Source organism: Streptomyces sp. NPDC050619 (assembly GCF_040654815.1).
In the GTDB taxonomy this organism is placed as follows: Bacteria; Actinomycetota; Actinomycetes; order Streptomycetales; family Streptomycetaceae; genus Streptomyces.
Genome location: NZ_JBFAIR010000002.1, coordinates 154,223 through 177,081 on the forward strand (window position 1 = coordinate 154,223; position 22,859 = coordinate 177,081).

Annotated in this window: 20 protein-coding genes; 14 read left to right on the plus strand and 6 right to left on the minus strand. The window is 68.8% G+C overall.

Translation table 11 applies throughout. The features are described 5' to 3' along the window. Positions 1-33 precede the first annotated feature (33 nt). The 3 genes from AB0I77_RS03810 to AB0I77_RS03820 all read left to right on the plus strand — a co-directional run bounded on the left by AB0I77_RS03810 (position 34) and on the right by AB0I77_RS03820 (position 3,287). On the plus strand, positions 34-696 hold the full coding sequence (locus AB0I77_RS03810) for a haloacid dehalogenase type II (RefSeq protein ID WP_363280703.1): 663 nt from the start codon (positions 34-36) through the stop codon (positions 694-696). Positions 697-774: 78 nt separating this feature from the next. Next, on the plus strand, positions 775-2,055 hold the full coding sequence (locus AB0I77_RS03815) for an FAD-binding oxidoreductase (RefSeq protein ID WP_363280704.1): 1,281 nt from the start codon (positions 775-777) through the stop codon (positions 2,053-2,055). 266 nt (positions 2,056-2,321) lie between these two features. Then, positions 2,322-3,287, plus strand: a complete 966-nt coding sequence (locus AB0I77_RS03820; protein ID WP_363280705.1) for a D-2-hydroxyacid dehydrogenase — start codon at positions 2,322-2,324, stop codon at positions 3,285-3,287. Positions 3,288-3,297: 10 nt separating this feature from the next. Here the strand turns inward: AB0I77_RS03820 and AB0I77_RS03825 are convergent, their stop codons facing one another. Both AB0I77_RS03825 and AB0I77_RS03830 read right to left on the minus strand, forming a co-directional pair. Beyond that, on the minus strand, positions 3,298-4,509 hold the full coding sequence (locus AB0I77_RS03825; protein ID WP_363280706.1) for a family 1 glycosylhydrolase: 1,212 nt from the start codon (positions 4,507-4,509) through the stop codon (positions 3,298-3,300). A 29-nt stretch (positions 4,510-4,538) separates the two neighbouring features. Beyond that, positions 4,539-5,888, minus strand: a complete 1,350-nt coding sequence (locus AB0I77_RS03830; protein WP_363280707.1) for a mucin-1 — start codon at positions 5,886-5,888, stop codon at positions 4,539-4,541. 182 nt (positions 5,889-6,070) lie between these two features. Between AB0I77_RS03830 and AB0I77_RS03835 the strand changes: the two genes are divergently transcribed. From AB0I77_RS03835 to AB0I77_RS03855, 5 genes are all read left to right on the plus strand, one after another. After that, positions 6,071-7,084 carry a LacI family DNA-binding transcriptional regulator gene (locus tag AB0I77_RS03835; RefSeq protein WP_363280708.1) on the plus strand — a complete coding sequence of 338 codons (1,014 nt, stop codon included), beginning with the start codon at positions 6,071-6,073 and terminating at the stop codon, positions 7,082-7,084. A gap of 99 nt (positions 7,085-7,183) precedes the next feature. After that, positions 7,184-8,524, plus strand: a complete 1,341-nt coding sequence (locus AB0I77_RS03840) for a sugar ABC transporter substrate-binding protein (protein ID WP_363280709.1) — start codon at positions 7,184-7,186, stop codon at positions 8,522-8,524. 127 nt (positions 8,525-8,651) lie between these two features. Beyond that, positions 8,652-9,602 (plus strand): sugar ABC transporter permease, encoded by a 951-nt coding sequence (locus AB0I77_RS03845; RefSeq protein WP_363280711.1) that lies wholly within the window; start codon positions 8,652-8,654, stop codon positions 9,600-9,602. Between the two features lie 3 nt (positions 9,603-9,605). After that, positions 9,606-10,448 carry a carbohydrate ABC transporter permease gene (locus tag AB0I77_RS03850; protein WP_363280712.1) on the plus strand — a complete coding sequence of 281 codons (843 nt, stop codon included), beginning with the start codon at positions 9,606-9,608 and terminating at the stop codon, positions 10,446-10,448. Positions 10,449-10,630: 182 nt separating this feature from the next. Next, complete coding sequence (locus AB0I77_RS03855) at positions 10,631-11,743, plus strand: lytic polysaccharide monooxygenase (protein WP_363280713.1); 1,113 nt, start codon at positions 10,631-10,633, stop codon at positions 11,741-11,743. Positions 11,744-11,834: 91 nt separating this feature from the next. Here AB0I77_RS03855 and AB0I77_RS03860 read toward each other — a convergent pair whose 3' ends face one another. Continuing rightward, positions 11,835-12,011, minus strand: coding sequence for a hypothetical protein (locus AB0I77_RS03860; protein ID WP_363280714.1), 177 nt, complete (start codon positions 12,009-12,011; stop codon positions 11,835-11,837). Between the two features lie 28 nt (positions 12,012-12,039). Then, positions 12,040-13,959, minus strand: coding sequence for a DUF2599 domain-containing protein (locus tag AB0I77_RS03865; RefSeq protein WP_363280715.1), 1,920 nt, complete (start codon positions 13,957-13,959; stop codon positions 12,040-12,042). 313 nt (positions 13,960-14,272) lie between these two features. Between AB0I77_RS03865 and AB0I77_RS03870 the strand changes: the two genes are divergently transcribed. After that, positions 14,273-14,845: a hypothetical protein gene (locus tag AB0I77_RS03870; protein WP_363281133.1), complete on the plus strand. Its 573-nt coding sequence runs from the start codon at positions 14,273-14,275 to the stop codon at positions 14,843-14,845. 221 nt (positions 14,846-15,066) lie between these two features. Next, the gene (locus AB0I77_RS03875; RefSeq protein ID WP_363280716.1) at positions 15,067-15,648 is read left to right on the plus strand and encodes a DUF6461 domain-containing protein; all 582 of its coding nucleotides are present in this window, start codon (positions 15,067-15,069) and stop codon (positions 15,646-15,648) included. A gap of 50 nt (positions 15,649-15,698) precedes the next feature. Here the strand turns inward: AB0I77_RS03875 and AB0I77_RS03880 are convergent, their stop codons facing one another. Then, positions 15,699-16,268 carry a Uma2 family endonuclease gene (locus tag AB0I77_RS03880; protein WP_363280717.1) on the minus strand — a complete coding sequence of 190 codons (570 nt, stop codon included), beginning with the start codon at positions 16,266-16,268 and terminating at the stop codon, positions 15,699-15,701. Between the two features lie 193 nt (positions 16,269-16,461). Beyond that, the gene (locus AB0I77_RS03885; RefSeq protein WP_363280718.1) at positions 16,462-17,466 is read right to left on the minus strand and encodes an acetylxylan esterase; all 1,005 of its coding nucleotides are present in this window, start codon (positions 17,464-17,466) and stop codon (positions 16,462-16,464) included. 275 nt (positions 17,467-17,741) lie between these two features. Between AB0I77_RS03885 and AB0I77_RS03890 the strand changes: the two genes are divergently transcribed. From AB0I77_RS03890 to AB0I77_RS03905, 4 genes are read left to right on the plus strand one after another with little or no spacing between them, the layout of a single operon-like run. Then, a complete protein-coding gene (locus AB0I77_RS03890; protein ID WP_363280719.1) occupies positions 17,742-18,737 on the plus strand; it encodes an ABC transporter permease subunit in 996 nt (331 codons plus the stop codon). Further along, complete coding sequence (locus tag AB0I77_RS03895; protein WP_363280720.1) at positions 18,731-19,612, plus strand: carbohydrate ABC transporter permease; 882 nt, start codon at positions 18,731-18,733, stop codon at positions 19,610-19,612. Before AB0I77_RS03890 ends, AB0I77_RS03895 begins: the two co-directional genes overlap by 7 nt. Before the next feature lie 36 nt (positions 19,613-19,648). Beyond that, positions 19,649-21,319 carry an extracellular solute-binding protein gene (locus AB0I77_RS03900; protein WP_363280721.1) on the plus strand — a complete coding sequence of 557 codons (1,671 nt, stop codon included), beginning with the start codon at positions 19,649-19,651 and terminating at the stop codon, positions 21,317-21,319. Continuing rightward, complete coding sequence (locus tag AB0I77_RS03905; protein ID WP_363280722.1) at positions 21,316-22,824, plus strand: xylan 1,4-beta-xylosidase; 1,509 nt, start codon at positions 21,316-21,318, stop codon at positions 22,822-22,824. The genes AB0I77_RS03900 and AB0I77_RS03905 overlap by 4 nt, the downstream gene beginning before the upstream one ends. Positions 22,825-22,859: the final 35 nt, after the last annotated feature.

Genomic DNA, 22,859 nt, shown 5'->3' on the forward strand with positions numbered 1-22,859 from the left:
ACTCCACCATCCCCCCAGTACAAGGAGATTCCCATGCGAGAGATCGTCACCTTCGACGCCTACGGCACCCTCGTGGACTTCCGCCTCAGCGGGCCCACCCAGGAGCTGCTTCAGGACCGCATCGACGAAGTGGGCGTCGACGCCAAGGCGTTCCTCGAAACCTTCCGCATCATGCGCTTCCAGGCGGTCCTGGAGGCCTACCGGCCCTACGACGAGGTGCTGCGCTCCAGCCTTCAGAAGGCCATGCGGATGCACGGGCTGCGCTACCAGGACTCCGACGGTGACGTCATCGTCGCGCAGATCCCCACCTTCGGGCCGTTCCCGGAGGTGCCCGAGGCGCTGCGGCGGCTGAAGTCCCGCTACGAGATCGCCATCATCTCCAACACCCAGGACCACCTGATCAAGCAGAACATCGAGCTGATCGGCGTCGAGTTCGACCACGTCATCACCGCCGAGCAGGCCGGCGCCTACAAGCCGGACCGGCAGACCTTCGAGTACGCGTACAAGACGATGGACATCGCTCCGGCGCAGGTCATCCATGCCGCCCAGGGCTGGGAGTACGACATCATCCCGGGCAACGACCTGGGCCTGAACCGCCTGGTGTGGATCAACCGGAGCGGGCTCCCGGGGTCCGCCGCCTACCAGTACGAAGAGCTGCGCGACATGACCACGCTGCCCGAGCTGCTGGGCTGCTGACGACCGTGCGGGCCGGGCACCGTTTCCGTGCCCGGCCCGCACGGCCCCTGCTCCCACCGCACCTGCCAGGAGGCCCAGTTGAAGACGATTCCGTACTGGATCGACACCGCCGACGCGTTCCCCGACCGCTCCGGCAAGCCGCTCCCCGAGAACGCCGACCTGGTGGTCGTCGGCGCCGGCCTCACCGGCCTGTCCACCGCCCTGCACGCCGCACGCAAGGGAGCCCGCGTCGTCCTGGTCGAAAAGGAGAAGATCGGCTCCGGAGCCTCCGCGCGCAACGGCAGCATGTGCAACCTGGGCTTCACCATCGGCGTAGGCCAGGCCATCCGCCGCTACGGAATCGAACGGGCCCGCGAGATCTACAACTCCTACGGACAGGCCGTGGACACCGTCGAGGAACTGGTGACCACCGAATCCATCGACTGCCAGTTCCGCAGGGTCGGCCGCCTCGGAGTCGCCTACCGGCCCGAGCACTTCGCCCGCCAGCAGGTCCAACAGCGGGATCTGGCACGCCACTTCGGGCACGAGACGACCCTCGTCGGCAAGAGCGAGCTGCGGGCCGAGATCGGCTCGGACTTCTACCACGGAGCCCTGCTCGATCCGCTGAGCGCGGGGCTGCACGTCGGCCGCTTCGTGCGGGGCATGGCCGAGGCGGCGGAGCGGGCCGGAGTGGAGATCCACGAGGGCAACGCGGCCACCGATGTACGACGTGCCCCGAACGGCCGCTTCCAGGTCGAGACGGCACGCGGCGTGGTCGACGCCGGGCAGGTCATGATGGCCACCGACGCCTACACCGACCGGTCCTTCCCCTGGCTGCGCCGCAAGCAGGTCTGTGTGGGCAGCTTCATCATCGTCACCGAACCCCTCGGCGAGGAGCTCGCCCGCGCGCTCATCCCGCGCGGCCGGCTGATCGTCGACTCCAAGAACATCGGCCACTACTTCCGGCTCACCCCCGACCACCGGCTGATGTTCGGCGGCCGGGCCCGCTTCGCACCCTCCGACCCCGAGTCGGACAACAAGAGCGGCGCCGTCCTCCTCCGCGAGATGCGCGAGATCTTCCCCCAGCTCTCCCGCACCAAGGTCGAGTACGTGTGGGGCGGCAGCGTCGGCTTCGCGATGGACCGCATCCCGCACGCCGGGCAGACCGCGGACGGCGTGTACTACTCGATGGGCTACGCCGGTCACGGCGTGCAGATGGCGACGTACATGGGACGCGTCATGGCCGAGGTGATGGACGGCCACCCGGAGGCCAACCCGGTCCGCGGACTCGCCGCGCCCCGCATCCCCTTCTACAACGGCACGGCCTGGTTCCTACCCTTCGCGGGCGCCTACTACCGGGCCAAGGACCGGATCCGCTGAAGCGCCCCTTCGCGGCCGCGGCCGATCCTGACTCATCGAGAAGGCACCCACCATGACCAGCACCCCGCACCAGCACCTAGTGCCCCGACAGGCAACGTTCGCCCCGTCGCGACGCCCGGCACGCCCTCTCGCCGCACCGGCCGAAAGCCCAAGTACGTCCAGTACGAGGGCTTCCGGCCGGCACGCCGAGAGCACGCACCGGACGCCGCTCCTTAACGGGCAAACGTTGCCTGCCGGGGCACTAGCCGCCCTGACCGGAGGCGGACGTGGCTGACCGACTCGTCGTCCTGCACCGCGGCGGCCTGCCGCCCGCCGCCGAACGGATCGAGAAGCTCGCGGACACCGTGTACGCGACCGAGGAGGAACTGCCCTACGTCCTCCCGGGCGCGGACGCCCTCTTCGCGTGGATCACCCTCACCCCGGCCGTCCGCGCCTCCTGGCCCGACGACCCGGAGAAGGCGCCCCGCTGGGTCCACGCGGCCGCCGCGGGCGTGGCCTCCTTCCTCTTCCCCGCCCTCGTCGACGACCCGCGCGTCACCCTGACCAACTCGCGCGGCGTCTACGACCAGCCGATCGCCGAGTACGTCCTCGGCCTGGTCCTCGCCCTAGCGAAGGACTTCCCCGGCACCTGGGAACACCAGCGGCGCCGCGAATGGCGTCCCCGGGAGAGCGAGAGCATCGGCGGTCGCACCGCCCTGGTCTGGGGCACGGGACCCATCGGCCGCGCCATCGCCCGTCTGCTGCGCGCCGCCGGGATGCGGGTGTACGGCGCCGGGCGCTCGCCCCGCCGGGACGACGGCGACTTCGGCACGGTGCACGGCCCCGCCACGCTGCGTACCGCACTGGCCGGCGCCGACTACGTGGTCCTCGCCGCCCCCCTCACCGAATCCACCCGGGGCATGGTCGACGCCTCCGTGCTGTCGGCCATGAAACCCGGCGCCCGGCTGGTCAACGTCGGCCGCGGCGCCCTGGTCGACGAGGACGCCCTCATCGAGCACCTCGCCGGGGGCCGCCTCGCCGGGGCGGCCCTGGACGTCTTCGCCCAGGAACCGCTGCCCGGCCTGTCGCCGCTGTGGGACATGCCGGGCGTGATCGTCTCACCGCACACGGCGGGCGAGACCACCGGAGAGAAGGAAGCGCTCACCGAACTGTTCCTGGACAACCTCACCCGCCGCGGCGAGGGGCGCCCGCTGCGCAATGTCGTGGACAAACAACGGGGGTACGTGGTGTGAAGCGGAGAGCTCAGGGAGTGGCCCGGGGCAGTACGCCCACGCGACCGAGTCCGCCGAGCCAGGCGGCGGAGGGCTTGGGGATGCGCTCGAAGGTGTCCGGGTTGACGGAGATGAGGCCGAACGTGGGCTTGTAGGAGCCCCATTCGTAGTTGTCGAGTGCGCTCCAGTGGAAGTAGCCGTGTACGTCGAGGCCGTCCTCCAGGGCGGCGGAGACTTCCTGGAGCGCTCCGGTGGTGTAGGCGATGCGGCGGGTGTCGTCGCCGGTGGCGATGCCGTTCTCGGTGACGATCAGGGGGACGTCGCCGACGATCCCGGCCGTGTGGCGCAGGGCGTATCCGATGGCCTGCGGGTAGAACTCCCAGCCGGTGAGGGTGCGTTCGGCGTCGTCGGGCGCGGGGACGGGGCCGTCGGCGGTGATCCGGGTGCGGGTGTAGGACTGGACGCCGATCCAGTCGTCGTCGCGGGCGGCTTCGATGAAGACGTCCTCGCGGGGGTGGCGGTAGGCCGCGGTGACGGCTTCGGCGCCGGGGAGGGCCTGGTAGACCTGGTTGGCGATGGACCAGCCGGCCTGGATGTCGGCGGAGATCGTCTTGACGGCGGCCGTGGCGCGGTGGTGGGCCCGGATCAGGGCGTCGGTGGTGGCCTTGTCGGGGAGCGGGAGGCCCGCCGTAGGAGGTGCTTCGGCGCCCAGTTCCCGGACGGCGCCGGCGACCGCGACCATGTTGGGTTCGTTGATGGTGCACACGTGCCGTACGCCGGTCCCGATGACCGGCGCGGTCGCCCGCACGTACCGCTCGAACAGCTCCGCCGCCCCGTCCGCGGTCCAGCCGCCGCGCTCGGCGAACCAGCGCGGGACGGTGAAGTGGTGCAGGGTGACCATCGGGCGCAGGCCGCGTTCGATGGCGCCCTCGACCATGCGCCGGTAGTGGGCGAGCTCGGCCTTGGAGAAGTGGCCGGGGGCGGGCTCGATGCGGGCCCATTCGATGCTGAAGCGGTAGTCGGTGAAGCCCAGTTGGGCGAGCAGGTCCATGTCCTCGCGCCACCGGTGGTAGCTGTCGGCGGCGTCGAGGCTCGGCTCGGCGATGGCGCCGCCGCCGTGTTCCATCTGCCACCAGTCGCTGTTGACGTTGTTGCCCTCGATCTGGTGGGCGGCGGTCGAAGCTCCCCACAGGAAGCCGTCGGGAAAGCGGAGACCGTCGGCGGTGACGTTCACGGCGGGCATGACTGGGCCTTTCCAAAGGGGAGTTCGCGTCAGCGCGGTGACGGGCCGGGCCAGACGGCGGAGGCGTCGTCGCGCCGCGGGTCGGGCAGCCGGATCGGGCGGACGGGGATGGTGTGCGCGCGTCCTTCGGTGACGGCCGTCCACGGGGCGGGGTGCCCGGAGTAGCACAGGGTGGTCAGCGCGAAGACGTTGTCGGCGTAGACCTCGACGTACTCGCCGACGGTGAGGATGCGGAGCGTGGCGGCGGGGTCCGTCAGGACGGCTTCGCCGAGCCGGGTCCCGTCGGGGCCGGTGACCCAGAGGTTCTTGCCGTCGCAGCCCACCGCGAGGACGGGACGGTCACTGTCCGGGGCATCCGTGCGCAGGGTGATCTCGACCGGCCCGGTGATACCGATGTCGCCGACCGCGTGCGGGGCGGGGCGGTCCGTCTCCTCACCGAGCCAGGCGTTCAGGCCGGGCCACCACTCCAGGCGGGGAGCCGAATCACCCTCCACCACAAGCGACTTCGGCTGCGCCAGCATGCCGCGACAGTGCTCCCCGGCGTCGCTGAGACCGACCCTGCGGGGCGTGGTGTGCAGCACGACACGGGAGCCGTCGGGCGCGGCGATCACGCGGGGTGCGTAGGCGCCGGTCGGGGCCAAGGGGCCACGCCTGGTCCAGGGGCCGTCCAGGCGGGGTGCGGTCCAGGTTTCGAGGCGCCGGGTGGCCTGGATGGAGCCGATGAGCAGCCAGCTGCCGTCGTCGAGGCGTTCGAGGACCGGGCACTCGAACTGGTCGACGTCGCCCGGCGAGAGGAGCGGGGGCTGCACGGTCCAGTGTTCGAGGTCGTCGGAGAGAGCCAGGGCGACGCAGCCGCTGACCTCGGCGGGCAGGGAGGCGTCGCTGGCGCAGATGACCATGGCCCAGCCGGTGTCGTCGTCATCGCGTACGACGAAGGGGTCGCGCCAGCCCATCTGTTCCCCGGTGCGGTACCAGCGCGGGTCGGCCTCGACGACCGGCCCGGTCCCGTGGCGCCGCCAGCCCGTGCCGTCCGTGCGGTCAGAGTACGCCAGCCCGACCGACTGGAGCGGCCAGCCGTCCGGGGTGAGACCGCAGACGCCCGTGTAGAACATCGCCATTCCGTCGCCGTGCCGGAACGGGTGCATCGTCCACACCGCCTGCTGGTCGAAGCGGCCGGGCAGCCCGTTGCCGAAGACGGTGCCCTGGGGCTGCCAGTGGACCAGGTCGGCGGAGGTGGCCCGGCCGTAGGAGGTCTCCATCCGCAGATGGTCGAACTCGCTTGTCCAGGGCCCTTGGAGGTGCAGCACCCCGTACGTGCCGTCCTCCTCCCGCAGGAGGGCGAAGTCGTTCACGCAGAGGCCGGGCGGGGCGTATCGCATGCACAGTTCCTGTCGGCTCCACAGCGCCCAAACGCGTGCGCTGACGCTCGATAACAAAACGGTCTCTTGAGAGATCGGCCCCAGTAAATATGAACGCAAACGCTTGCGCAACAAGATGGGCGGGTTTACGGTCTCGTCACCCACAGATCACACCGACGTGAAATCAACGGGAGGAATGCGCCGTGACGGCCAGCATCACCGATGTCGCCCGCGCCGCCGGAGTCTCGGCGTCCACCGTGTCCCGCGCGCTGCGCGGAAGGCCGGGCGTGTCCGACGAGGTGCGGGCGCAGATCGCGGCCGTCGCCGCCCGGCTCGGCTACACCGCCTCGCGTTCCGCGTCGAGTCTGGCCAGCGGGCGCACCTTCACCATCGGGGTCGTGGTCCCGTATGTGGGCCGCTGGTTCTTCGGCACGGTGGTGGACGCCGCAGAGCAGGTCTTCAGCGCCGCGGGGTACGACGTCCTGCTGTACAACCTGGGCTCGCCGGAGACACGCAAGCGTTTCTTCACCAGGCTGCCGGTCCGCAAGCGGGTGGACGCCGTGCTGTCGCTCCTCATCCCCGACGAGGAGGAGTCCGCCGCACTGAACTCGCTGGGCGTCCCGCTGGCCACCACCGTCGGCGGCCCCCGGCCCGGCTACACCGTGGTCGGCATCGACGACCGGGCCGGGACGGAGAGCGCCGTACGGCATCTGGTCAACCTCGGCCACCGCCGCATCGGCATGATCAGCGGGTCCAGCGGGCCGCAGCACTGGACCACCCCCATCGAGCGCCGCAACGCCTATCTGGACGTCCTGGCCGGCGCCGGGATAGCGCACGACCCGGCGCTGGAGGCCGACGGCGACTACACCCTCGAGGGCGGCGAGCGGGCCATGACCCGACTGCTGGCCGCCTCCCGCCCGCCGACCGCCGTGTTCGCGCAGTCCGACGAGATGGCCATGGGCGCCCTGCGCGCCCTGCGCCGTCACCGGCTCAGGGTGCCGGACCACGTGTCCGTCGTCGGCTTCGACGACCACGAACTCGCCGACGTGGTCGGCCTGACCACCGTCGCCCAGCCGGTCGCCGAACAGGGCGCCGAGGCCGCCCGGCTGCTGCTGCGTCAGCTGGACGAACCCGACGCCGAACCACCCGGCCAGGTACAGATGCCCATCCGTCTCGTCCTGCGCGAGACCACCGCCCCGCCCTCAGCAACCCCTTGAGCCCACACCCCCCGTCCTCAGCGACCCCTTGAGCCCACACCCCCCGCCCGGACAGCACGTCAGCGCCACGAACCCTCGCCACAGCACGGAGGCACAGCCATGAGCCCGACCAGCAGAAAGTACCGCCGCACAGCTCTCACGGGCCTGGCCCTCGGCCCCCTGATGGCGCTGGCCGCCTGCGGCGGGGGCGGCGGCACCGATGCCTCCGCCGAGGCCGGGAGCGGCAAGGGCACCATCAGTGTCTGGGCCCATCAGGGCCAGAAGAACGAGACCAGCGCGCTACAGAACGCGGTGAAGTCCTTCAACTCCTCGCAGAGCGCGGTCAAGGCCGAGCTGAAGCTGATCCCCGACGTCGACTACACCAAGGTCATCACGGCCACCGCCGCCTCCGAACTGCCGGACGTGATGGAGTTCGACGGCCCGACGATGGCGAGCTTCGTCTACAACAAGAAGCTCGCCCCGATAGACACCTACGTCTCCGCCAAGACCATGGCCAACGCCACCGACGGGAGCAAGGCGCAGGGCGAGGTCGACGGCAAGCACTACGGCCTGGGCATGTACGACTCCGGCCTCGGGATCTACGGCAACAAGAAGCTGCTCGACGCGGCCGGGGTGAAGTACCCCAAGGGCCTGTCCGACGACTGGACGGCAGCCCAGTTCACCGCCGCGCTCAAGGCGCTGAAGGCCAAGGACTCCGACGGCAAGCCCCTCGACCTCCAGGAGGCCAGCGGCTACGCCAACGAGTGGGGCACCTACGGCTTCGCCCCGATCGTCTGGTCCGCCGGCGGCTCCCTCCTCAAGGACGGCAAGGCGGAAGGCGCCCTCGACACCCCGCCCGTGGTCTCGGCCATGAAGACCTTCCAGTCCTGGAAGACCTACGTCGACCCCAACACCGACGGCAACGCCTTCGCCAAGGGCCGCGTCGCCCTGAGCTGGGTCGGCCACTGGATGTACCCCGCCTACAGCAAGGCCCTCGGCGACGACCTCGTCGTCCTGCCGCTGCCCGACTTCGGCAACGGCCCCAAGACCGGCCAGGGCTCCTGGGCCTGGGGCATCGGCGCCGACACCAAGAACGCCAAGGCAGCCGGCACGTTCATGGACTATCTCCTCGACGACACCAACGTCACCGCCATGACGACGGCCAACGGGGCGGTGCCCGCCACCAAGACCGCGCTCGCCAAGAGCGAGCTCTACCAGCAGGGCGGCCCGCTCCAGCTCTTCTCCGAACAGCTCGCCAAGCCCTGCGGCGACACCGACATCACCAAGTCCTGCGTCGCCGTGACCCGCCCGGTGACCCCCGGATACCCCGTGATCACGTCGAAGTTCAGCGAGGCCCTGAACTCCATCTACGGCGGCGCCGACCCGAAGAGCGCCCTGGAAAAGGCCGCCCGCGCCATCGACCAGGACTTCTCCGACAACGCCGGCTACAAGATCCCGTAGGACCCATCGGCCGGGGCGGGCGCGCCAGCCGCGCCCGCCCCGCCGGGAACAGGACCCTCCCGTGACATCCGTGGAACCCGCGCACACCGCGCCGCCCGGCCCGGAGCAGGCCCGAACCAAGACATCCATGACATCCGTGAAGCCCGCGCGATCGACGCGATCGACGCGGCCGGGCCGCCAGAACCGCGACTGGCTGCACGGACTGCTCATGTCCGCCCCGGCCGTCGTCGGACTCATCGCCTTCGTCGGCGTCCCGTTCGGCTACGCCGTCGTCCTCTCCTTCTACAACGTCCGCCTCGGTTCCCCGCTGGCACCGTCCTTCTTCGGCCTGGAGCAGTACCGAAGGCTGTTCACCGATCCCGACCTGTCCGGCCCGTTCCTGCGGGCGCTGCTGAACAACCTGACCTTCGCCGTGGTCGTCGTACCCGTGCAGACGGCCCTGGCACTCGGGCTGGCGATCCTGCTCAACCGCAAGCTGAAAGCGATCGGCCTGTTCCGGTCCCTCTTCTTCATGCCGGTCGTCTTCCCCATGGCGCTGGTCGCCGTGATCTGGCGGCTCATCCTCGCCCGCAGCGACCAGGGCATGCTCAACTCCGCTCTGCACGCGGTGAGTTTCGGCAACTGGGGTGCCTTCGACTGGCTCGGCGACGGTGCCACCGCGATGGCCTCGATCATCGTCCTGTCCATCTGGCAGGGCGTCGGCTTCCAGATGGTCATCCTGCTCGCCGGCCTCCAGCAGATCCCGGGCGAGCTCTACGAGGCAGCCGCACTCGACCGCGCCTCCCGCTGGCAGCAGTTCCGGCACGTCACCCTGCCCGGCATCCGCGGCACCCTCGTCTTCGTCGCGATGCTCACCTCGGTGCTGTCCTTCCGGGTCTTCGACCAGGTGTACGTCCTCGTCCGCGGCGGCGGCCTCGACGAGGACGCCACCCGCACCGTGATGTACCAGGCCGTCACCACGGCCTTCGACCAGAACAACATCGGCCAGGCGTCCGCGATCACCGTCGTCTTCTTCCTGATCGTCGTCGTCCTGACGCTCATCCAGCGCCGCGTCGTCCGGCCCGGAAACGAGGACTGACCCATGGGCACGACCGTCAAGCCCCTGCGCCGCTTCATGGACTACGCCGTACTCAGCGTGCTGGCCTTCATCTTCGTCCTGCCCGTGATCTACCTGTTCCTGGGCAGCCTCAAGCCGTCCGACGAGGTACTGAACGGCCTGTCCGGCTTCCTCCCCACCCACCTGTCCTTCGACAACTACTCCGCCGTCCTCGACAGCCTCAACTCCGACAGCACCGGCTACTTCTGGCGCTTCATGGGCGTCTCGCTGCTGCTGGCATTCGTGGTGGTGACGGGGGGTCTGTTCGTCAACTCCATGGCGGCGTACGGGCTTTCACGGCTCAAGTGGCGCGGACGGGACGCCGTCTTCACGCTCATCCTGCTGCTGATGCTGGTCCCGTTCGAGTCGGTGGCCGTGCCGCTGTTCTACATGTTCAACGACCAGCGCAACACCCTCCTGATCCTGGCGCTCCCCTTCATCGCCAACGCCTTCTCGGTCTACCAGTTCCACACGTTCTTCCGCTCGATCCCGCCGAGCATCGAGGAAGCGGCCCGGATCGACGGCGCGGGCCCCTGGCGCACCTTCTTCGCGATCATCGTCCCCATGTCGAAGCCGGCCTTCGCCTCCGTGGCGATCCTGACCTTCCTCATCCAGTGGGGCTCGTTCCTGTGGCCGGTGCTGATGATCTCCGACCCGTCGGTCCGCCCGCTGCCGCTGGAGATGAGCGTCTTCCAGGGCCAACAGCCCCCGGACTGGGGCCAGATCCTCGCCTTCGGTGTCCTCCTGGTCCTGCCCGTCCTGGTCATCTTCGCCTTCTTCCAGCGGTGGTTCGTCCAGGGTGTGGCCAGCTCCGCCGTCAAGGGCTGAGCATCCGCGCCGGTGCTCCAGGCGTTTACAAGTGAGCCGCTCGGCGCTAGCTTCCCAGGGAGGTGGGGTGGGAGCGCTCCCATAGGAGTGGACCGGAACCCACTTCCAGGGGCGCGCCCCACCCTCCCGCATCCGCACACACATCCACACGGCCCGTACCTCAAGGAACGGACTGATCTGTCATGATCATGACAAAATCAGAGAGATCTGCGGATCCCCCACGACGCTTGGTGCTCCCCACCCGCTTTCCCCTCCCCACCCGCGCCAGAGCCCTCTTCCTCGTCCTGGTGGCCCTGTTCGCGACGATCCCGGCGCTCAGCCTGGTCGTCACGGCGGGCGGCGAGGCCGAGGCCCACGGCACCCCGATGAAGCCCGCCAGCCGTACCTTCCTGTGCTGGCAGGACGGTCTGACCGACACCGGTGAGATCAAGCCGGTCAACCCGGCCTGCAAGAACGCCCAGCAGGTCAGCGGCACCACGCCGTTCTACAACTGGTTCTCGGTGCTGCGCTCGGACGGCGCCGGCCGCACCCGCGGCTTCGTCCCGGACGGCGAGCTGTGCAGCGGCGGCAACACCAACTTCACGGGCTTCAACGCGGCCCGCGACGACTGGCCGCTCACCCATCTCACCTCGGGCGCGACGGTCGACTTCTCGTACAACGCCTGGGCCGCGCACCCGGGTTGGTTCTACGTCTACATCACCAAGGACGGCTTCGACCCGAAGCAGACCCTCACCTGGGACGACATGGAGGAGCAGCCGTTCCTCTCGGTCGACCACCCGCCGCTCAACGGCAGTCCCGGCACGGTCGAGGCCAACTACTCCTGGTCCGGCCAGCTTCCGGCCGACAAGTCCGGACGCCACATCATCTACATGGTGTGGCAGCGCTCGGACAGCGCCGAGACCTTCTACTCCTGCTCCGACGTCGTCTTCGACGGCGGCAACGGCGAGGTCACCGGCGTCCACGACCCGGGCGACCCCACCGGCCCGGTGCCGGGCACCTGCACGGCCACCCGCAAGACGACGGGCAGCTGGAACGGCGGCTACCAGTCCGAGGTGACCGTCACCAACTCCGGCGACGTCCCGATGCTCGGCTGGATGGTCGACTGGAAGCTGCCGAGCGGCCAGAAGGTCGACAGCCTGTGGAGCGGCAACGCGACCTACAGCGGCCAGGACGTGATGGTGCACAACGCCAACTGGAACGGCTCGCTGGATCCGGGGAAGAGTACGACGTTCGGGTACGTCGTCTCCGGCTCCGGGGGTGACTCCGCAACGGACCTGCCGTGTCGGGTCGGTTGACGGGAGACGCTTTCTCGCCCTCGTGCTGACGGAAGCGGCACGATGAGCGGCGTACCGCCGCCTGGCACCGTGGTCGCCGACGAGAAGGAGATCAGAACCCGGTGAGCGCGTTGATGTCGATCTCGACCGGGAACGGGATGTCGGTGACCAGTTTGTCGTGGTGCACGGGATGCATGGGCGCGGGGATGTACGACCGGGTCTCCGAGCACGGGCGGAGCGGCCGGATCGGGACGCCCCGGGGTCGAGGGTGGTCCAGCGGATACGGCATCGCTGAACCACCCTCGTCCGGACGGCACTCAGCGGCCGAGGTCGAGTCCGATCCCCGGCAGCAGGTCGTCCAGCAGGCCCTCGGTGCCGCGCAGTTGCGGAAGCCCTGGAACCCAGCCCGAGTCGATGATCATCGCCCCGGCCGTCACCCTCTTCGGCTCGGCCCGGTCGATGTCCCAGCTTGCCCCCGGGCTGGTGTCGTACAACGGCTGCTCAGGCGGGACATCCCCCGCGGAGAGGGGCCAGACCACCCCGCGGAACTTGCCTGCCTCCGCGTACCCGAGGAAGCCGTGTTGGGCGGACTCGCCCTTCACCGCCGCCTTGCCGTCCGGCGTGATCACCAGCCACTCCAGCTTCGTGGACACGACCTTCAGGCGTCCGTCCTCCGTGGGAACATTTAGCACGACGGCCCCCGCCGGCACCGTAGAACCCGCGGACGGGTACTTGCCGGCCACGGTGAAGGCGCTCCCGTCGACAGTGCCGAGTCCGGTCAGCAGCCCGGCCCTCGGGTCGTAGACCACGGCCATGGTCTGTCCGTTGTCAGAGCCGTCGTCGTCGTCGGCTGCCTTTACCTTGATCGTGTTCATTCCGGCACGGCCGAAGCGGTGCCCGGCGTCACAGGCACCGTCCTTCGCGTCGAAGGTGGACACCTGGCCGTCGTCCCAGGTGACCTCGCATGTGTGGGTGTCGTTGGAGCCGGGATCGGTGAACGTTGCCCGGATTCCCACCTCACTCCTCACCCGGTGTACCGACCAGTCCTCCGGGCCGTTCACGGTGATCACGGGGGCGACGTTCTTCACGGTGACCCGTGCACTGTCGCTGACGGGACGGTTCACGCCGTCGTCGGCGGTCAGCGTGACGGTGAACGTGCCGTCATCGGTACAGGTGAATCCGGTGTCCACACTCGACTTGTCTGTGAACGTGCAGGTGGTTCCCGCGTCCACGTCGTCGCCCGCGGTGTAGGACCATTCGGTTTCCGGCCGGCCGTCGTCGTCGGAGGCTGCCCCGTCGAGCCGCACCTGTGAGCCCTCGTCCCCGGTGGTGTCGGGTCCGGCGTGCACCATCGGGGACGCGTCGTCCGGATCGCCGTTCACGGGTGGGATGGTGGGCAACCGGTCCCCGTCGAAGCCCCAGTTGCACTCGTGGTCCAGGACCTTGCTCGGATCCAGCACCTCCTCCCACGGAATGTTCGGGTGCTCCGCCTCCAGATCCCACGTGGGGCCGCCCGTCTTCCCCGGTATGGCGTACAGCAGGTGGCAGGCCAGTTGTTTGAGCATCGACTCGTTCTGGTCCGCGGTGATGCCCGGGGGCAGTGGAGTGCGCTCCAGGAGCTCGTCCCAGACCTCGTTGACCGAGCCGACGCGCCCGTACGCGTCCGTGGTCGGCACGATGGACGCGATGACGGTGTCCTGGCCAGTGGTGCCGAACTCGTCGCGGTAGACGCTGGAGTGGACGAAGAACTCCGAGCCGGTGTCGTGGGAGTACGACCCCATCCAGTCGTCCAGATAGGCGTCCCCGGTGTACTTGAGTTCCCCGTTCGCGTCCACCAGGGACACATACCAGGTCGTCTCCTCCATGATCTCGGGGGCGTAGCCGGTCTTTACCGTGTGGGTGCGATAGGGGAATCCGGGCAGCAGGCACTCGTCCGTCAGTGTCGCGATGCGGGTCCTCGTGTCTTCCGTCCAGGTGACTCTGGGGATCAGACCGTCTCCGCAACGGTCCAGGACTTGAAAGGAGTTCACTCCGGGACCGGGCTTCCCATTGTGGTGGTAGTAGTGCAGCCCCGAGTTGAACTCCGCCTTTGCCAGGAACTGCCCGTCCTCATTGCGTACGACATCGGATGAAGTTGCCGCGTGCGCCGTGGGGGCCAGACCGGCGGGTAAAACCAGCAGCCCCGATGCCGCGCAGAGCGTGACCAGCGTCCGTAGTGTTCGTCTTCGTATCGACATAACTTCCCCTCTAGAACGACGTGGGCGGGTGCGCGTACCCCCCGCGGTCTTGCCGAGCAGCATCGCCCCTTCAGGTCACACGGCGTACCTGTAACTCTTCAGGGACAGGGCGTACCCATACGACTTCTCTCTGCCCGGCGGTCCGCCAGCACGCGCGTCGGCCTGGCCACGCGGGACCCTACGGCCGAACCGGGTCGGTTCAGTGGTCCGGACACAGCCCCATTTGCCTCGCCTTGCGTACAACCTTCCGGCGCTACGGGCCGTCTGACTTGGCATCAGAGTTACGCGGCCAAGCGCGGCTGAGGGGGACATGATGCGGCGTATCGGAGCGGCAGTGGCGGTGCTCGTGCTCGCGGGCTCCACGCTGGGGACGGCGGCGAGCACCGCGGGCGCGGCCCCGGCGGAGGGTTCGCACGCGGCGGCGGCCTGCCCGACGGGCTGGGGCAGCGGCGCCAAGGGCGGTGCCGCCATGGGGGCCGATCACCTGGAGGACATCAGGACCGGACAGCACGAGTGCTACGACCGCGTCGTGTTCGACGTGCCCAGTGGGGGCCAGGTCGGCTACCACGTTCAGTACGTGGACCGGTTCTACGCGGACCCCTCGGGCGAGTACATACCGGTCGCCGGCGGGGCGATACTCGACATCCGCGTCGGCGCGTGGAGCTACGACCTGGAGGCCGGCGTGCCGACCTACCCGGGCGAGGTGGGCAAGGCCCTGCCCGGCGTGAACATCAGCGGGTACAGCACCTTCCGCGACACCCGGTTCGGCGGCACCTTCGAGGGCCAGACGCAGGTCGGTCTTGGTGTGCGCGCCCGACTGCCGTTCCGCGTGATCCAGTTGGACGACCAGGTCGTGGTCGACGTGGCCCACAGCTGGACGAGCTAGCACTCCAGGAGGACCTCTGTATTTTCCTGGGCACCGTCGAACTCCCGCACTGCGGAGGAAAAGATCGCAGGCGCTGCGGCTAATTGGACGTCGGGAAGGGGTCATCCGTTACCCAGGGTGGTGGCAGGGCAGCGCCGCCAGCCGTTGTCCGAGGGGACTCGCTGTGGGATGTGGCCGGGGGTGGTGTACGGGGCCGGTTGGGGGTTCCTACGATCCGTGGTATGGCGTATGGCGAGTTCGCGTGGCTGGATAGCGGCGACATCGTGGCGTTCTGCGTGACGCTGGCCAAGGGCCTGTCCGCGCAGGAGGCATTGGAGCGCGCAGGTTGTGACGTGACGACACTGGCCTGGTTGTCGGCGGCGGAGGCTATGGATCGCCAGCCGCCCAGGTCAGGTCCGGATTCTGGGCCGGTGCGTGCGGCGCGGGTCGGTGAGTGGGCCGTGCTGCTTGAGTTCGAGACCCGTGCGGGTGCGGATTGGGCTGTGCTGCAGCGGCTGTCCCGGGGGGCCGAGGCGGTTTCGGTAGCGGACTCGGATCAGGTCGGGCTGTTCTGCTACGCCGTGGACGGGGTGCTGGTTGCGTCCTTCGACACCACGGTTCCAGAGCAGCGATACGGGGTGGATCCGGACCGACTGCTGGGCCAGATGAGGGCTGTCGGCCTGCTGTCGACGGCGCAAGGGGCACCGGTGGCTATCTCGTCCCGGCAAGGCGCCATGCGGCTGATTCAGGAGATCACCGGTGTGGTGATCGATGAGGAGACGATGTTCGACGAGGAGTTGCTGACGGCCTGGCTGGTGGCGTGATGGTGGGTGCCAGCCCAGAGTGCCCATCATGCGCATGAGCTAGCGGGCGGTCACCCAGTACTCGTCGCCGACGGTGACCCGCTGACTGGGATACCAGCGGCCCAGGTCCCCGCCGACGTTGGTGTTCTGCCGCAGCGGAACGTGAACGCGGGCGCAGGTGGTGTCCGGTCCGAGTGCAGCCAGTACTCGTGCACCGCGAGCCGCTGGTCGCGGTCAAGCTCCACACGCCAGTAGCAGGGCACCTTGGCCTCGGCGAAGAGCGCGGGCTTGCGCACGCGGTCGTCCTGGCGGGAACCGGGGGAGACCACCTCGACCACGAGGGCGAGCTTCTCCACCGGGACGCACTCCAGCTCGAAGAAGTTCAGCTTTCGGGTGTCGTAGACGATCACGTCAGGTTTGGGGGTGTTCCGGTCATCGAACATCACGCACTGCTCGGTCACGACTCTGTAGGGCTCGATACGCGCCGCTTTGAGGGCGTCCGCGATGCCGTCCCGCACGTGGTTGTGCCACAACTTGGTCTGCCCACGCGCCACGATCACACCGTCTACGAGTTCCCAGTCGAAGGGCAGCTCCAAGTGCTTGACCTGGTCGAAGGTCCAGCCGTCTGCCGGCGGGAACATCCAGGTTTCCTCTGTGGCCCGTGCCTGCCCGGGGCTGTTCGTCATTGCTCCCATGAGCGAGAGTGTGGACGCCGGTCCGCGTCGTGGTCTTGTGTGCGACGGCGGCGTCACCCGAAGTGAGGCTGCCACGGCACGCCGTTGACACGCGTCGGAGCTGACGCAGGTCAGGACGGCGGTGTTCGGGGACGGCTGTTCACGCCGGCTCCGGGCTGACCCCCAACGTGGTCGCGAGCCAGTCCAGTTGGCGCCGTACCTGCACAGCGTCACCCCCCTCATGCCCGTTGTACGCATACGCGTGGATCTCCTTGCGCGGATCCGCGCCCGTCAGCTCCCCGTACCGGTTGAAGGCCGCGTACGCCCCGCTCGGCGGGCAGACGCTGTCGCGCAGGCCCACCCCGAAGTGGGCCGGGGCCTGCGCGCGGCGGGCGAAGGAGATGCCCTCCATGTACGAGAGCGTGCGGTACGCGGCCCGCTCGGCGTCCCGGTGCACGGACAGGTACGCGGTGATCTCGCCGTAGGGGGACGCGTCGGTGAGGTCGAGCGCGCGCCGGATGCCGCACAGGAACGGCGCGGTGACCAGGGCCGCCGCGAGGTCCGGGATCAGTCCCGCGACGGCCAGGGCCAGTCCTCCGCCCTGACTGTTGCCGACGGCGGCCGTGCGGGCGGCGTCCACGCCCGGGAGCGCGCGCACCGCCGCCACCGCCCGCACCGCGTCCGTGATGAGGCGCCGGTAGTGGTAGTCCTGCGGCGCGAGCAGGCCGCGTACCGCCGGACCCGGGCCGCCCGGCGCGCTCGCGTGCGGGTCGGGGGTGTCGCCGCCGTTGCCGTACTGGTCGCCCTGGCCCCTGTTGTCCATGAGCAGATGCGCGTACCCGGCGTTCACCCAGGTCAGCCGCTCGTGCGGGAGGCCGCGCCCGCGGCCGTAGCCGGCGTACTCGACGACGGCCGGGAGCGGTTCGCGGATGCCGGCAGGGCGGCTGTACCAGGCGCGCACCGGGTCGCCGGCGAAGCCGCGGAAGGTCACGTCCCAGGTCTGGGTCAGCCGCAGGCCCGTCCGCACCGGCTGCGCCGAGACCACCGGGTCCGGCTGCCCGGCCTCCTTCAGGGTGCTCTGCCAGAACTCGTCGAAGTCGGCGGGCTCTTCGAGGTCCGGTCGGTACTGCTCGAGCTCCTGGTGCGGCAGGTCGAACGCGGGCACGGGGGCACCTCACAGGCGTCAGCGGAACGGCGGATCGGTCCGATCGTTGCGGTCTTAGGCCAGAAAGTTCCGGCCTAACCGAGCCGATCCCTTCATCTCTTCCACCCTCGGCCCCAGGTGAATCCAGGGTTGTACCACCGTCTCAGGCCTCAACATTCCCTTGTGCAGCCCCCATTGACAGCGCTTTCTACTGGCTCTAAGTTGCCGCGAAGTTACCGGTAAGAGCTCGAAAGTTTCGGTCCCGCGTCCCATGCCATGCCCCGGGAGGCCCGAGCATGAGCACGTCCACCACGTCGGCCCCGCCGCCGGGCACCCAGGATCCGCCGCCGGCCCGAGCCGCCCCCCGCCGTCGTACGCGGAAGACCGCGCGCCCTGGCTGGCGGCGGGCGCTGCGCCGCGACTGGCAGTTGTACTCGCTCGCCGTACTGCCCCTGCTGTTCTTCCTGGTCTTCCGCTATCTGCCGATGATCGGCAACGTCATCGCCTTCCGGCGCTTCGAGCCGGGCGGTTCGATCTTCGGCGAGCAGTGGGTGGGCCTGCGCTATGTGCGCATGTTCCTCACCGATCCCACCTTCTGGCAGGTGTTCCGCAACACCCTGTGGCTGGGCGGGCTCACGCTCGTCTTCTGCTTCCCGATCCCGATCGTGCTGGCGCTGCTGCTCAACGAGGTGCGCCGGCGCTCCCTGAAGCGGTTCGTGCAGTCGGTGTCGTACCTCCCGCACTTCCTGTCGATCGTGATCGTCGCGGGCATCACGCTGCAGATGCTCGCCACGGACGGACCGATCAATCACGTCCTGGGGTGGTTCGGCCACGATCCGATCAGATTCATCCAGGAACCGGAATGGTTCCGCACCATCTACGTCGGCTCGGAGATCTGGCAGACCGCCGGCTGGGGCACGATCCTCTACCTCACCGCGCTCACCACGATTGACGAGGACCTGTACGAGGCCGCGCGCATCGACGGCGCCAACCGCTGGCAGCAGATCTGGCACGTCACCCTGCCCGGCATCCGGCCCACCATGATCACGCTGCTGATCCTCAACATCGGCACGTTCCTGGCGGTCGGCTTCGAGAAGGTCCTGCTGCTGTACAACCCGCTGACGTACCAGACCGGCGACGTCATCTCGACGTACCTCTACCGGGCCGGTGTCGAGTCCAACAGCTTCAGCTACGCCGCCGCCATCGGTCTGTTCGAGGCGGTCATCGGCCTGATCCTGATCGTGACCGCCAACCAGCTCTCGCGCCGCACAGTGGGGACGAGCCTGTGGTGAGCGTCAACCGGCCCACGCGTGGTTACCGCGTCTTCCAGGGCGTCAACGGGGTGATCCTCACCCTGGTCGTGGTGGTGACCCTCTACCCGTTCGTCAACATCATCGCGCGGTCCTTCAGCGGGGAGCGCCAGATCCGCGCCGGTGAAGTGACGCTGTGGCCCGAGGGGTTCAACCTCACCACCTACAAAATCGTCTTCCAGGACGCGATGTTCTGGCGCAACTACGGCAACACCGTGTTCTACACGGTCGTATCCACCGTCGTCGCCATGGTTCTGACGACCTGTTACGCCTACGTCCTGTCGAAGAGGCACCTCAAGGGGCGCACCGCGCTCGTCGGCGTCGCCGTGTTCACCATGTTCTTCACCGGCGGGCTGATCCCCAACTACGTCCTGATCACCACCCTCGGCCTGAAGAACTCCGTGTGGGCCCTGGCCCTCCCGAACGCGATCAGCGTCTTCAACCTGCTGGTGATGAAGGCCTTCTTCGAGAGCCTGCCGACCGAGCTGGAGGAGGCCGCGCAGATCGACGGACTGTCCACGTACGGCACCCTCTTCCGGATCGTGCTGCCCCTGTCCAAGGCGGTCGTGGCGACGATGGTGCTGTTCTACTCGGTGGCCTTCTGGAACTCCTGGTTCGGGGCCTTCCTGTACATGGACAAGACCGATCTGATGCCGGTCACCATCTATCTGCGCAACCTCATCGCGGGTGCCACCACCGGCGGCAACGCCGGCGCGGGCACCGAGCAGCTCAGCCAGGCCGCGGCGAACATCCAGGCGGTCACCATCGTGCTGACCTCGCTGCCGATCCTGTGCGTGTACCCGTTCGTCCAGCGCTACTTCGTCTCGGGCGTGATGCTCGGCGCGGTCAAGGGCTGACGGCCTTCCATTCGCTTACGGAACAAAGGAGTCTCCGTGAAGAACGCAAGACGGACGAACGCGGGCCAGCTGTCGAGACGTCAGATCCTCTCCGCCGCAGGCTTCATAGGCCTCGCCACCCTCACCGGCTGCGGCAGCGGCGACGACGGCGGGGACAGCAAGGACCTGTCGAAGAAGCAGAACGGCGCGATGAAGGAGTACCGCGCCGGACAGCAGTTCAAGGCGGCCAAGGCGCTGTCCTTCTCGGTGCTGCACAACAACAACCCGGTCTATCCGACGAAGGACGGCTGGCTGTTCTGGAAGGAGCTGGCCAAGCGCACCGGAGTCACCCTGAAGCCGGTCGACGTCCCTCTCGTGGACTACGAGAAGAAGCGCAGCGTCCTGATCGGCTCCGGCGACGCCCCGTTCCTGATCCCCAAGACGTACCACCCCGCCGAGGTCGCGTTCGTGTCGTCCGGCGCGATCCTAGCGGTCAGCGACTACGTGCACCTCATGCCCAACTTCCAGGCCAAGGTGAAGAAGTGGCGTCTGGAGCCCGAGCTCGACTCCATCCGGCAGTCCGACGGCAAGTACTACCTGCTGCCCGGCCTGCACGAGAAGGTCAGGTCCGGCTACTCGCTGTCGCTGCGCACAGATGTCCTCGACCGGCTCGGCCTGAGTCTGCCCACCAGCTGGGACGAGGTGTACGACGTCTTCAAGGCGATCAAGGAGGAGTACCCCGACCGCTACCCCTTGTCCGACCGCTGGAGCATCAACACCCCCTATCCGGCAGCCGCGTTGTTCAGCTACCTCGGCCAGGCGTACGGGGTCAGGGCCGGCTGGACGTACGACAACATCAGCTTCGACTCGAAGGCGGACGAGTTCGTCTTCACCGGAGCGACGGACGGCTTCCGGCAGATGATCGACTACGTGCGGAAACTGGTCGCCGAGAAGCTGGTGGACCCCGAGAGCTTCACCCAGACCGACGAAACCGCGTTGCAGAAGCTGCTGGGCGAGAAGTCCTTCGCGATCAGCGCCAACCCGCAGGAGCTGGTGCAGAACTACCGCTACAACCTGGAGAAGCAGGTCGACGGCGCGAAGATCGAGATGGTGCCGGTGCCGCTGGGGCCTGCGGGCCCGGTGGTGCTGGGCGGCGCCCGGCTGGAGAACGGCGTCATGATCTCCAGCAAGGCCCTCAAGAGCGACACCTTCGTCGCGATGATGCAGTTCGTGGACTGGCTGTGGTACTCGGACGAGGGCCAGAAGTTCTGCAAGTGGGGCGTCAAGGGCGTCACTTACACCGAGTCCGGCGGGCGGTACAAGCTGGAGCCCGGCATCAGCCTCATGGGCTCCGACTCGGACGCTCCCAAGGACCTCCAGAAGGACTTCGGCTTCTTCAACGGCGTCTTCACCTACGGCGGCAGCTGGGCCCTGGTCTCCTCCTCGTTCAGCCCGGACGAGAAGAAGTTCCAGGACGCCATGGCCCAGCGCAAGGAGCTGCCCGTCGCCCCGGCCCACCCGCTCCAGTCCTTCGAGCAGGAGCAGGCGACGCTGTGGGACACGCCGCTGCGGGACCACGTCACGCAGAACACGCTCAAGTTCGCCCTCGGCAAGCGCCCGTTGTCCGAATGGGACGACTATGTCACCGAGTTGAAGGCCAAGAACATGGACCAGCTCGTCGACATGCACAACAAGGCGTACGACCGCTTCAAGAAGGAGAACGGGTGATCCGTGTCCCCGCCGAGCCGAGCGGCCGGCTCCCCGAGGCCTGGCGTCACTGCGTCGGCACCGGCCGCATCGACCTCGCCCTGCGCCGCGACTACCAGGACTCCCTCGCCCTGCTCCAGCGCGAGATCGGGTTCCGGCACATCCGCGGGCACGGGCTGCTCAGCGACGGCATGGGCGTCCACCGGCCCTACGACTGGGAGGGCACCCGCCGCGTCCGGCACTCCTTCACGTACGTCGACCAGGTCGTCGACGCCTATCTGGAGCTCGGCATCCGCCCCTTCCTCGAACTGGGCTTCATGCCGGGCGAGTTGGCGTCGGGGGAGCAGACGGTGTTCTGGTGGCGCGGCAATGTCACCCCGCCCGCCTCGCACCAGGAGTGGGCCGAACTGGTCCGCGCCACCCTCGCCCACCTCATCGACCGCTACGGCCTCGACGAGGTGCGGACCTGGCCGATCGAGGTGTGGAACGAACCCAACCTGGCCGACTTCTGGCAGGACGCGGACGAGCAGGCCTACCACCAGCTCTACGAGGTGACCGCGCACGCCGTGAAGGAGGTCGACGCCTCGCTCCAGGTCGGCGGCCCGGCCATCTCACCCGCCTCGGACGACTGGCTGGAGCGGTTCGCCGAGTTCGCAGAACGCCACGACGTCCCCGTCGACTTCGTGTCGAAGCACGCCTACACCTCCGGGCCCGCCCAGCACGTGCCGTTCGGCGTGCACCAGACCCTGGAGCCGGCGCGGAGCCTCCTGAACCAGTTCGCCGCGACCCGCGAGCGGCTCAAGGGCACCCGGCTCGCCGAACTCCCCGTCCACATCACCGAGTTCAACTCCTCCTACCGACCCGACAACCCGGTCCACGACACCGCCTTCCACGCCGCGTACCTGGCACCGGTCCTCGCGTCCGGCGGCGACCACGTCGACTCCTTCTCGTACTGGACCTTCAGCGACATGTTCGAGGAGACCGGCATACCGACCGCGCTCTTCCACGGGGGCTTCGGCCTGCTCACCCACCGCCAGGTGAAGAAGCCGACCTATCACCTCTACGCCTTCATGGCGCGGATGGGGGAGGAACTGCTCGCGCGCGGCGACGACCACCTGGTGACCCGGCACGCGGACGGCCGGGTGACCGTACTGGCCTGGGCGCCGGTCGACGCGAGCGGCGAGACGCCGGGGCCCGAACGGCATGCCGTGCGCCTGTCGGTCCCCACGAGGCCCGGGGAGGCGTTCGTACGACGCTCCACCGTGGACGAGGAGCACGGCAACGCCCGTACCGCCTGGCAGCGGATGGGCAGCCCGCGCTCGCCCCGGCCGCACCAACTCGACGTACTGCACGAGGCCGCCGAGCCCGCCCGCCGCCACCTGCGGCTGCCCGTCGAGGACGGCCGAGCGGTCCTGGACCTCACCCTGAGCCGCCATGAGATCACCCTCGTCGAAGTCAGCCCTGTCGAGGAGCAGACCCCGCCGTGGTCGGACGAGCGACGGCTGCTCGGAAGGGAGCCGCAATGAGCGCTGTCGCGTCGGGTTCGGCGGGGCTGGTGCTG